9 protein-coding genes are annotated in these 11765 nt (G+C 73.0%); 3 read left to right on the forward strand and 6 right to left on the reverse strand.

Translation table 11 applies throughout. From position 1 onward, the window contains the following. Positions 1-240: 240 nt before the first annotated feature. On the forward strand, positions 241-2511 hold the full coding sequence (locus ACFV6E_RS18520) for a catalase (protein ID WP_385462802.1): 2271 nt from the start codon (positions 241-243) through the stop codon (positions 2509-2511). 72 nt (positions 2512-2583) lie between these two features. Then, complete coding sequence (locus ACFV6E_RS18525) at positions 2584-3381, forward strand: VOC family protein (RefSeq protein WP_385462804.1); 798 nt, start codon at positions 2584-2586, stop codon at positions 3379-3381. Positions 3382-3492: 111 nt separating this feature from the next. On the opposite strand, the gene ACFV6E_RS18530 is transcribed toward ACFV6E_RS18525, so the two are convergent. The 6 genes from ACFV6E_RS18530 to ACFV6E_RS18555 form a co-directional block, all read right to left on the reverse strand. Next, positions 3493-4692, reverse strand: coding sequence for an MFS transporter (locus tag ACFV6E_RS18530; protein ID WP_385462806.1), 1200 nt, complete (start codon positions 4690-4692; stop codon positions 3493-3495). Continuing rightward, on the reverse strand, positions 4677-5228 hold the full coding sequence (locus tag ACFV6E_RS18535) for a GNAT family N-acetyltransferase (protein ID WP_385160247.1): 552 nt from the start codon (positions 5226-5228) through the stop codon (positions 4677-4679). The genes ACFV6E_RS18530 and ACFV6E_RS18535 overlap by 16 nt, the downstream gene beginning before the upstream one ends. Further along, entirely contained in the window at positions 5225-6436 is a 1212-nt protein-coding gene (locus tag ACFV6E_RS18540) for a type III PLP-dependent enzyme (protein ID WP_385160249.1), read from the reverse strand. Before ACFV6E_RS18540 ends, ACFV6E_RS18535 begins: the two co-directional genes overlap by 4 nt. Next, positions 6433-7770, reverse strand: a complete 1338-nt coding sequence (locus ACFV6E_RS18545; RefSeq protein WP_385160251.1) for a DUF6271 family protein — start codon at positions 7768-7770, stop codon at positions 6433-6435. The genes ACFV6E_RS18540 and ACFV6E_RS18545 overlap by 4 nt, the downstream gene beginning before the upstream one ends. A 16-nt stretch (positions 7771-7786) precedes the next feature. Beyond that, the gene (locus ACFV6E_RS18550; protein ID WP_385462809.1) at positions 7787-8818 is read right to left on the reverse strand and encodes a phytanoyl-CoA dioxygenase family protein; all 1032 of its coding nucleotides are present in this window, start codon (positions 8816-8818) and stop codon (positions 7787-7789) included. A 169-nt stretch (positions 8819-8987) separates the two neighbouring features. Continuing rightward, positions 8988-10508, reverse strand: coding sequence for a glycoside hydrolase family 3 protein (locus ACFV6E_RS18555; protein WP_385462812.1), 1521 nt, complete (start codon positions 10506-10508; stop codon positions 8988-8990). Positions 10509-10759: 251 nt separating this feature from the next. Between ACFV6E_RS18555 and ACFV6E_RS18560 the strand changes: the two genes are divergently transcribed. Beyond that, the gene (locus ACFV6E_RS18560; protein WP_385462815.1) at positions 10760-11755 is read left to right on the forward strand and encodes a zinc-binding dehydrogenase; all 996 of its coding nucleotides are present in this window, start codon (positions 10760-10762) and stop codon (positions 11753-11755) included. Positions 11756-11765 lie beyond the last annotated feature (10 nt).

Here is an 11765-nt window from a genome sequence, read left to right on the forward strand (position 1 = left end):
TCCCCGGCCCGCGAGGCCGTCCCCGCCCGCGACACGCTGACGGCGCCCCGGCCCCGCACTCCACGTTCCGCATGGCAACCTCTGACACCCTCTGATTGCCTGTGCGAAGACCTTGTCTTGCCTGTGCGAAGACCTTGTCCGCGCCGACCGCCCCCTCAGGCCGCCGCCTCAGGCCGCCCCGACCGGTTCGGCGGACGGGCCGGGGGTACCCAGGCGGCACCCCGACCCTTGGACTGTGAGATGAGCGAGAAGAACCCCCTGAAGGCCACCGCCGAGAAGGCCGTGGACGCCCTGCGCGGCGACGCCCCCTCCGACAGCGTCCCGGGCACGCCCACCGTCAAGCCGCCGACGGTGGAGGAACCCACCGAACCGGCAGGACCGCTGCCGCCCAAGGCCGACCAGACGGCGCCCGCCCGGCTCAGCGCCACCGGCCGGCCCACCGGCGCCGACCCCGACGTCAGGGCCCAGTCGGACCCGTTCCTGACCACCGCGCAGGGCGCCCGGCTCTACGACACCGACCACTCGCTCAAGGCCGGTGCCCGCGGGCCGGTCCTGCTCCAGGACCACCACCTGCGCGAGAAGATCACCCATTTCGACCACGAGCGCATCCCGGAACGGGTCGTGCACGCGCGTGGCGCCGCCGCCCACGGGGTGTTCAAGGGATACGGCACGGCGGCCAACGTCTCCAAGGCCGCGTTCCTCGGCAAGGACGTCGAGACGCCCGTGTTCGTGCGCTTCTCCACGGTGCTCGGCTCCCGCGGCTCGGCGGACACGGTGCGCGACACCCGCGGCTTCGCCACGAAGTTCTACACCGAAGAGGGCGTCTTCGACCTGGTCGGCAACAACATCCCGGTCTTCTTCATCCAGGACGCCATCAAGTTCCCGGACGTCATCCACGCCGGCAAGCCGCACCCCGACCGGGAGATCCCGCAGGCGCAGAGCGCGCACGACACCTTCTGGGACTTCGTCACCCTGCACACCGAGGCCACCCACCACACCCTGTGGAACATGTCCGACCGGGGCATTCCCCGCTCGTACCGGACGATGGAGGGCTTCGGCGTCCACACCTTCCGGCTGGTGAACGCCGAGGGCGCCTCGGTGCTCGCCAAGTTCCACTGGAAGCCCAAGCTCGGCGTGCACTCCCAGGTGTGGGAGGAAGCGCAGATCACCGGCGGCGTCGACCCCGACTTCCACCGCCGCGATCTGTACGACGCGATCGAGGCGGGCGCCTTCCCGCAGTGGGAGCTGGGCATCCAGGTCTTCCCTGACGACGAGGAGCAGACCTTCGAGGGCATCGACCTGCTCGACGCCACCAAGATCGTGCCCGAGGAGCTGGCGCCCGTCCAGCCGATCGGTCTGCTCACCCTGAACGCGAACCCGACGAACTTCTTCGCCGAGGTCGAGCAGGTCGCCTTCCACCTCGGCCACCTGGTGCCGGGCATCGACGTCACCAACGACCCGCTGCTCCAGGGCCGCCTGTTCTCCTACCTGGACACCCAGCTCACCAGGCTCGGCGGCCCCAACTTCGGGCAGATCCCGATCAACCGCACGCACGCGCCGGTCAACGACATGCTGCGCGACGGCTTCCACCAGCACGCCGTGCACTCGGGCGTCGCACCGTACCGGCCCAACTCCCTCGACGGCGGCTGCCCCTTCCTGGCGGGCGCCGACAACGGCGCGTACATCGAGTTCCCGGAGGTCGTGCCGACCGCGCCGAAGGGCCGCAAGGCGCCTGTCTCCTTCGACGACCACTACAGCCAGCCGCGCCAGTTCTGGCTGAGCATGACGCCGGTGGAGCGGGAGCACATCGTCGCCGCCTACACCTTCGAGCTGGGCAAATGCTACGAGCAGGCGGTCAAGGAGCGGGCGCTGCGGGTGCTCGCGAACATCGACCCTAAGCTGTGCGAGCAGGTCGCCACAGGTCTCGGCCTGCCCGCGCCGCAGGCCGCGGGCCCGCTGCCGTCGCCCGAGCCGAGCCCGGCCCTGTCGCAGCTCGGCAAGCGGTGGCCGCTGGACGGGCGGATCATCGGGATCCTCGCGGACGAGAGCGGTGACCTGGACGGTGTCCGCGCCGTGCGGGAGGCCGTCCTGGACGCCGGCATGGTGCCGCTGGTCGTCGCGCCGTCCGGCGGGAAGCTCACCGGCGGGGGCGAGCCGGTCACCGTGCAGCGGACCTGGGCCACGGCCCGGTCCGTGGAGTTCGACGCGCTGCTCGTCGCCGGGGTGCCCGGCACCGGCAAGGACGCATCCGGGGCACGCGACGCCAAGGTGGACGACGGTCTGCTCGACGCCCCCACCGACCCCCGCGTGCTCCTGCTGCTGTCGGAGGCGTTCCGGCACGGCAAGGCCATCGGCGGCTGGGCGGGCGCGGACGCCGTACTGACCGCCGCGGGCATCCCGGCGGGCGCCGCGGGCGTGGTCACGGCGGACGGGGGTACGGGCGTGCTGGACGAGATCAGCCGGCTGCTGGGCGAGCACCGCGTGTGGGCGCGGTTCGCGCCCCGGCTGTGAGACCGGCGGGCGAGGCGCCCCGGATGCGGGGGTGCCGGTGACCGAGCGAACGGAACGGCGGTGCCGAGGACGATGAACAGCGGCGGAACGCTACCGGCCGCGGGCGAGGCCGTCTCCAGCGAGGTGTTCGGGGCGCCCTGCTGGGTCAGCCTGACCGCCCGTGACCTGCGGGTGACCCAGGACTTCTACCGGGCGGTCCTGGGCTGGCAGTGGCGCCCGGTCGGGCTCGGCGACCAGTTCCGTACGGCGCTGGTCGGCGGCGTGCCCGTCGCCGGGGTCGCGGCGGTGGCCTCCACCTGGCAGATCGCCGCCGCGTGGACGCCGTACTTCGCCGTGCCCGACGCGGACGAGGCGGTCTCCCGCGGTCAGGAGCGCGGCGGTACGCCGGCCGTCGGGCCGATCTCGCTGCCCGGCGGCCGGGCGGCGCTGCTGGCCGACCGGGACGGCGCGGTCTTCGGCGTGTGGGAGGGGCAGCTCGTGGCGGGCTGGGAGAAGTGGCGCCGGGCGGCGCCCGCCTTCGTGCGGCTGCACACCCGGGACGCCTTCGACGCCGCGATCTTCTACGGCCAGGTCCTCGACTGGGCGTCCGAGCGCCCGGGACACTGCGAGGTCGGCTACGAGGAGAACGAGGTGGTGCTGCGCAACGAGGGCGACGTGGTGGCCCGGATCTTCTCCGGGGCGCTGGGCTCCGCGCCGGATCCGACGCTGCGCCCGCACTGGGAGATCCACTTCACGGTCTCCGACGTGGCGGCCTGCGTCCGGGCGGCGCGCGACAACGGCGGCACCGCCCTGCACGGCGGACCCGACGCCCGGGAGGCGGTCATCGCCGACCCGGACGGCGCGCACTTCACCGTGACGGCGGGCGGCTGAACCGGCCCGCGCCTGAATCGGCGTACGGCTGGATCGGCGTACGGCTGGATCGGCGACGGCACCGGCAATGGGCGTGGGCCCCGGCACACCGGCCGGGGCCCACTCCCGTTTTCACGCCACCGGCTCGGCGACGTCCTTCGCGTCCGGGGAGGTGAACCGGATGCGGGTGGTGCACAGCGACACCAGTACGGCCGAGGCCGCCACCACGGCCATCCCCCACACCAGGCTGCTGACCCCGGCCACGAAGCCGATCACCGCGGGGCCCGCCAGCAGTCCGGTGGTACCGGTGGCGGCGACCAGGGCCAGCGCGTTGGGGCCCTCGGCCGCCGCGGCGACGTACAGGCAGGGGGTCACGGCGGCGACGCCGAGGCCGACGCAGGCGAAGCCGATGAGCGCGGGGACCACCCCGCCCGCCAGCAGGGCGAGCGCGAGGCCGAGGCCCGCCACCGCGCTGCCGACGCGGACCACGCGGGCGTCGCCCCAGCGGCTGCGCCAGCCGTCGCCGAGGACGCGGGCCAGCACCATCGTGACCGAGACGACGGCGATGCCCATCGGCGCGAGCTGCGACGGTGCGTGGGCCACGTCCTTCATGTAGAGCGCCGACCAGTCGTTCATGGCGCCCTCGGTGACGGTGCCGAACACCATGGCGCAGCCCAGCCAGAGCGTGACCCGGGAGGGCAGCGTGAGCCTGCGCCGGGACTTCTTCTCCCGCTCGCCGGTCTCAGCGGGCTGCCGGTCCCGCTCATCGTCCGGGAGCAGTCTCGGCCGCGCGCACGCCAGGAGCAGCAGGAGCAGGACGGACGCGGCCGTGAAGTGGGGTACGAGGGCGGAGGTCAGGGCGTTGGAACCGGACGCCACCAGCGCGGCCACGAACGAACCGCCGCTGAACGTCGCGTGCAGCTGGGCCATGGCGGTGCGCTCGTAGGCCGCTTCGAGGGCTGCGCCCTGCGCGTTCATCGCGACGTTGAGACAGCCGACGGCCACCCCGTCGGCGCAGATGATGAGCAGGGCCACCGGATAGTCGGGCGCCGCGGACAGCGCCAGGAGCAGCGCCACCATGCACAGTCCGGACAGCAGGGCGAGCCGCCCGGAGCCCAGGCGCCGCATCAGGTACGTGACGAGCGGGAACGAGACCGCCGCCCCCACGCCGCAGGCCATCAGCAGCAGCCCGATCTGCGTCTCGTCCAGACCCAGTTCGCTCTTGAGCGTGGGCAGCCGGGAGGCCCAGGTGGCGTACTGGAAGCCGAGGAAGCAGAACAGCGCCGCGATCGCCAACTGCGCGCGCCGGAAGTCGTCTAGGACGCCGAGCATGGGTGGAAGTCCGTTTCCCTCAGGCCGTCGGTACGCGTGCTGCCGGGCACCTCGGCGGACATGTAGACGGCGTCGTCGCCGTAGCTGTGCGGGAGCCCGACCTCCGCGTGGGGCCGGTAGCCGCGTCTGGCCCAGAAGTCCGCCATGCCGCCCACGGCGACCAGGGACATCCGCTCGTAGGCGGGCCGGGCCGCCGCGGTGAGGACGCCGAGCAGCCGGGTGCCGAGGCCCCTGCCGCGCAGCTCCGCCGCGACGACCATGTCGTGCAGGTGCAGATTGCGCGAGCGGAAGGCGGTCCGCTCGGCGCGGGCCAGGTCCGGGTACTGGAACACCGGGTAGGGCAGGGCGAGTACGTATCCGCCGACGCGTTCGCCGACGTCGAGCACGAAGCAGGTGGCGGGCGAGATGCGGCCCCGTGACTCCAGTGCCTCCTGCCCCTCGGAGAGGGAGCTGCTCGCGTAGGCGGCGGCCTCCAGCGCCGCGATGTCCGGCCAGTCGGCGTCGCAGATGGGGCGGACGCGCACGTCGTGGCTCACTGCTCCCGCCTCCCCGCGCCGGTCCCGGCGGGGTCGGCGTCGCCGCGCACGCAGGTGTACGGCAGCGGTCCGAAGCCGTTGAAGCCGCGCGTCATGTAGCTGACGGCGTAGGCGCCGCTGGACAGCACCCAGACCGGGTCGCCGGACGCGGCGGCCTTCGGCACCCGGACCCGGTGGTGCTCGTGCGCGTAGGCGTCGTCGCTGTCGCAGGTGGGCCCCGCGACGACGGCGGGCACGTACTCGGCGGCGCTCTCGTCGCGGTGGGTGGGCAGGACCAGCGGGTACTGCAACTCGTCCATCTCGTACAGGCCGTTGAACTTGCCGCAGCTCAGGTACAGCCAGTACTCCTGCGCGCCGTCCGGCTGCCGGCGGGAGGTCAGCCGGGCGACGTGCGCCCTGACCGCTCCGTGGTCGGCGACGAGGTGCCGTCCGGGCTCCACGAGGAAGTCGAGCGGGGACGGGGAGAGGTCCCGCAGGGTGCGCATGCCCTCCCGGATCACCGCGAAGATCTTGTCCAGCGGGGGTTCGAGGCGGCGGCCCCGGCGGTCGGTGTAGCCGAGGGCGGGCAGGCCGCCGCCGAGGTTGATGTGGTCGGGGGTGATGCCCCGGGCGCCCAGCTCCACGAGCGTGTCCGCGAGGTCGTCGAAGACGCGGCGCCATGCCTCGGCGGTCATCTGCTGCGATCCGACGTGCACGGACAGGCCCGCCGGGGTCAGCCCGGCGTCGCGCGCCGCCTGGAGCACCCGTACGGCGTCGTCCCGCGAGCAGCCGAACTTGCGGCTCAGACCCCACAGGGCCCCGTATCCGCTGGTGGCCAGGCGGCAGAAGACCCGGGCGCCGGGTGCGCGGTCGGCCAGCGCCGCCACGTCCTGGACGCTGTCGGTGGCGAAGTCCCGGATGCCGAGCCGGTACGCCGCGGCGATGTGCTCGTCGGACTTGACGGTGTTGCCGTAGTGGATCCGGTGGGCGGGCACGCCGGTGGCGAGGGCCTGGGCGATCTCGTCGGGGCTCGCCGCGTCGAAGCCGGCCCCGCGGTCCGCGAGGCACTGGAGCACCTCGTCCACGGGACACGCCTTCATGGCGAACCGGACCCCGACGCCGGGCAGTTCGCCGGTCAGCGCGTCGTACTGGGCCGTCACCCCGTCCAGGTCGAAGAAGATCCGGTCCTCGGTGGCGGCGGCGAGTGCGGCACGCAGCCGTGGGTTCACGTCGCCGCCCCCGGTACCGTCGCTCCCGGTGTCGCCGCCTCCGGGACCGCCGTCTCCCGGCTCGCCCCGACCAGGGCGCCCCAGGTCTCGGTCAGCAGCGCGAAGTCCTCGGTGTCGCGCCGGGCCTCGGCCAGCAGCTCCGTGCGGCGCTCGGTCAGGAGATCGGCGAACTCGGCGTAGCCGCCGCCCAGTTTCCGGTAGGCGACGTCGAGGACGTCGAGCCTGCGTTCGTTCTCCGCGGTGTCCAGGCCGACGCTCTCACGCAGAAGTTGTACGACGGCCGTCGGCCTGAGCACGCCGGCGTCGTCCAGCAGGGCGGTGCCGGTCGCCGCCATCCGCTCGTAGACGGCGTTGAAGTAGAGCATCGACAGCAGGAACTTGGCGAACCGGAGCTGGTAGGCGAGGAACCCGGCACGGGTGCGCCGTTCGCCGGTGTAGTAGTTCTCGATCGTGCGGTTGTGCAGCACTCCGGGCAGCCCGGCGTCGTGGACGGCGTGGATGAGGAAGTAGTCGCTGCCGATGGTGTCGGTCGCGGGCGGCAGCGGCACCCGCTCGTACACGCCGTGGCCGAAGGCGATGTTGCACATGTCCACGCGCATCGGGTCGACCACGGTGAGCGTCGAGCGGTCCCCGGTGAAGGGGGCGGTGCCCGCTCCGGTGAAGGACTCCTCGACCAGTTCCCGCTTGGCCTCGGCCGGCCAGTGCTCGGGCGCCCACAGGGAGACGACCTCGTGGTAGACGGCCTCGTCCAGGTCGCGCATCCGGCCGATGTCCACGGACAGCTCGCCGATGAAGGAGCTGCCCACCATGGAGACCGGGAGGTGGGCGCGCGCCGGGTCGAGGTCCGTCTCCGACACGCCCGCGACGGCGTCCCGGGCGCGCTTGCCGAGGGACATCAGCTCGTGGTGGACGGGGAAGACGGGCTCGCCCTCGTACACCTGGTACCGGCTGTCCGAGTCCCTGCGGTGCACGGATTCGCAGCCGAGGGCGGCGGCGATCAGGAAGGCGCGGTTGGTGCAGGCCCCGTACGAGACGGCGTCGGGGAGCATCAGGCCGAGCAGCCGGCCGGGGTCGGCGGTCCCGGCGCGTTCGGTCACCCGGCGCAGGAAGTCCCGCTGCCGGGCCTCGTCCAGGTGGTGCACGACGACCCGTGGGGACGGGGGCAGTTCCGCGAGGGCGCGGGCGTGGGCGGCGTAGTCGGCGGAGGAGTCGAGGACCAGCAGGTGCACCTCGACGTCGAAGCGGCCGGCCGCGTAGGCGGCCTCCGCGCCGATGGCCGGGATGGTGGCGGAGCATTCCCGGTTGGTGGGCAGCGTCAGGCAGATCTTGCGCATCTGTGTGGTCTCCGCTTCACCGGGCGTCGCGCGGTGTGCTCCAGGACTCGGCCCCGAGGAGCCGCTTGCCGAGACCGGTCAGCTCGGCGCTGCCGTACCGCTCGGACTCGTGCTTCCTGACGTCGCCGAGCAGGGTGGCGTTCCAGTCCGGGGTGCCGAGGGTGCGCCAGGACTCGACGCGCGAGTCCCGCAGCTTCTCGTGCTCTTCCAGGGCGGGCATCATCGACAGGTACTGGACGGCGCGCACACCCTGCTCGGAGGTGTTGGGCGCGACGCCGTGCGCGAGCAGGCCGTTGAAGATGAGCAGGTCACCGGCCTGGAGCTGGGGCCGCACCACGGGGAACTCGGTCCGGTCGGCGTTGGGCCTGATCGGGTCGCGGCCGGCGGGCCGGCCGAAGCGCCACTCGTCGAACCGGCGGAACAGCTCCGGGGAGCACTGGAAGCCGCCCAGTTCCGGCTGGGTGTCGTTGAGCGCGATGATGCCCTGCACCCGCTGCGGCAGTACGCCGAGGGTGGTGTCGACGTCCCAGTGCAGCTCGATGTCGAAGCCCTCGTCGGTGGGGTCGATCAGGGAGCGGGAGCGGTTGCGGACGTTGGGCGGGTTGAGGTTGAGCCGGTCCAGGGTGACCCACAGCTCCTCGCAGTCCCAGACGTCCACGAAGGCGTCGTAGACCCGCTGATGCTGCCGGCTGTCCCACAGGAGCTGGTGGTGGTACGCCTCCACGAAGCCGTAGACGTGCAGGTCGCGGTCGAGGTCGGAGCGGAACTCGCGCTCCTCGTACCAGGTGTCGGGCCGGTCGGGGTCCAGGCCCTGGAAGTCCCAGGTGAAGTCGAGCAGGCTCTTCGCGGCGGCGGCGGGTATGGCCTCCTTGACCACCACGTACCCGTTGGTCTGCCAGAAGGCGTGGTCCTCCTTGGAGAGCACGCGCAGGGGCTCCGTCTTGCGGATGTCCCTGAGCTGCGTCTGCGCCAGGTAGGTCTCCCCGTCGTTGCTGAAGTACGGGCGCTCGGAGGCGGCCCGGTACAGGTGGGGATGGTGCGTGGTCATTGCGATCACTCCAGGGTCGGTTCTCTGCGGTGGCCGGGGCCGCCGGTCGCAGGGGCACCGCGGGCGCGGGTCAGGGGCGCGGGTCGAGCACGTGACACGGCCGGGCGGTGCGGCGGCCGGCGCGGCGCGGACTTCGGGGCGCGGCCGGCGGGCTCCGGGCAGGGTGGGTTCAGACGGCACCCACGAGGACTTCGGCGGCGGCGATGCCGGAGACACGGGTGGCGCCGTGCGTGGTCAGGTGCACCGCGCCCGGCCGGTCGCCCGCGGGCAGGCCCATCTCCACCACGACGGCGTCGGGGCGCCGGCGCAGCAGTCCGGTCAGTGCGCGCGCCATCCAGCCGTAGCGGGCCGCGTCGCGCACGACGACGACGAGGGCGCGGCCGTCCGCCGGGGCCAGGGCGAGACGGCGCAGTACGTCGTCGATGTCCGCGACGTCGAGTTCCGGTTCGCCGAGCCGGACGGAGGTGGTGCCCGCGCGCAGTGCCTTCAGCGGGTCGGCCACCCCCCAGGGGGTGCTGTTGTCGATGGCGAGGTTGGTCGTGGGGGACAGCTCGACCACGTGCGCGGCGCGGCGCAGCGGGAACGGGGCGGTGCTGCCCGGCCGGTGGTGAACGTGGACGGCGCGCCGGGCGGCCACCAGGCCGATGCCGGGGGCGTCGTCGCCCTCGCCGGGGTGCCGGGAGGCCGTGCCCGACCAGGCGGCGAAGTCCGTGACCCGGACCGCCGCGTCCGCGAGCCGCTCCTCGGGGAGGCTGCCGTCGAGCACGCCGGCCACCAGCGCGTCGGCCAGTTTGACGGTCGTGCCGTCGTCGGCGTTCTCGCCGCCGACGCAGACCGCGTCGGCGCCGGCGGCGACCGCCTTCACCGCGGCGCCCGCGATGCCGTAGCGGTCGGCGACGGCCCCCATCTCGATGGCGTCGGTCACGATCAGTCCGGTGAAGCCGAGTTCGCCGCGCAGCAGGTCGTTGATGATGCGGCGGCTGAGGGTCGCGGGCAGTTCCTCGTCGAAGGCGGGGACGAGCATGTGGGCGGTCATGACGGCGCGCACCCCGGCGTCCATCGCGGCGATGAACGGCGGCAGGGCGGTGAGCGCGATGGTGTCGGCGTGCGCCGAGACCTGCGGCAGGCCGTGGTGCGAGTCGACCACGGTGTCTCCGTGGCCGGGGAAGTGCTTGGCGCAGGCGGCGACCCCCGCGGACTGAAGGCCGCGGATCCACGCGGCGGCATGGCGGGAGACGACGTCGGTGCGCGCGCCGAACGCGCGCACCCCGATGACCGGGTTCCTCGGGTTGGTGTTGACGTCGACGCTGGGCGCGTAGTTCAACGACACGCCGAGGGAGCGCAGTTCGCGGCCGATGTCGCGGGCGACCTCCTCGGTGAGGTCGATGTCGTCGATGACGCCCAGGGCCAGATTGCCCGGCCGGGACGAGCCGGTGCGCACCTCGAGGCGGGTGACGTCACCGGCCTCCTCGTCGATGGCGATGATCAGGTCGGGGTTCTCGGCCCGCAGCGACGCGGTGAGCGCGGCGACCTGTTCGGGGCCCTGGATGTTGCGCCCGAACAGGACGACGGAGGCGAGCCCTTCGGAGATCCGGCGCCGTACCCAGTCCGGCGCCGTGGTGCCCTCGAATCCCGGCTGGAGCACGGCGTTGGCCAACCGCTCGAGTGCCGGGTGGCTCCTTACGGCCATGCAGGGACCTCCGACGGGAGAAGAGCGCGGGACCGGGTACGGACGAACCGCGACAGGATTGGTGTAGGCCAACCGAGTATTGGCCTGTACCAATCCGGCTGTCAAGGCTCCCCAATGATCCAACTCGTCCCGATGACAACGTTGTTGTACCGGGCCCCGCGAAGGCCTCCGGCGTGATTGACGCACCGGTGGACGTGTGCGAGCCTCCCGGGATCGACTCGTGGGGCTCTCGCGCCGAGGGGACGGAAGCGATGCGACGCTACGAACTGGCCGGCCGGCGTGACATCCGCCTGACGGGCGACGCCCCGGTGCCGGAACCCGGCCCGCTGGAAGTCCTGGTGAGGGTCCGGGCCTGCACCGTCTGCAACCGCAGCGACCTGGCGTACTACCACTACTACGGCCTGCGCGAGCACTGCGCGCAGGGCTGCTTCGGGCACGAGATCGCGGGCCTGGTCGAGGCGGTCGGCCCCGGCGTCACCAGGGTCGCACCCGGACAGCGGGTCTTCGTCCGCACGCCGCTGAGCACCGGCTACGCGGAGTTCGCGCTCGCCCGCGAGGTGTCCGTGGGCGCCCTGCCCGAGGAGGTGCCCTTCGAGCAGGGCGCGATCCTGCAACTGCTGCCGCTCGCCGTGCACGCCACCCGTGGCGTCCGGCTCGGGGACCGCGTCGCGGTCGTCGGCCAGGGCCCCGTCGGCCTGATGGCGCTGCGCATGGCGGCCCTGCGCGGCGCCTCGCACCTCACCGCGGTCGACCTCGACCCCTGGCGCCTCGAGCGCTCGGCCCTGCTCGGCGCGGACGCCACCCACCGCGTCGACGGCTCCCGGGACCAACTCCTCGGCGTCGGCGCCCAGTTCGACGTGGCCATCGACGCCGTGGGCACACCCGGCACGCTCAACGCCTGCGTGGAGCTGGTCCGGCAGAACGGTCTCGTCGTCCTGCTCGGCACCCACCACATCGACACGCACGTCACCGTCGACCTGGTGACCTGGGAACGCAAGGGCCTCAGGGTGCACAGCTCCGCCGAGCCGCTCGACACCTCCCGCGCCGAGGCCCTCGCGGTCGCCGAACGCCTCGCCCGCACCCGCGAGCTGTACCTGCCCGTCCTGCTCACCCACACCTACGCCCTCGACGATCTGCCGAAGGCGATGGAGCAGCTGTCGGCGAGCCGGGCCCTGTACCCGGACGGCGAGCCGGCGCCGTACGACGGTCCGCCGCGCGAGACGCTCAAGGTCGCGATCGTCCCGTGAGGCACCGGGC

This window comes from Streptomyces sp. NPDC059785 (assembly GCF_042732375.1).
Classification (GTDB): domain Bacteria; phylum Actinomycetota; class Actinomycetes; order Streptomycetales; family Streptomycetaceae; genus Streptomyces.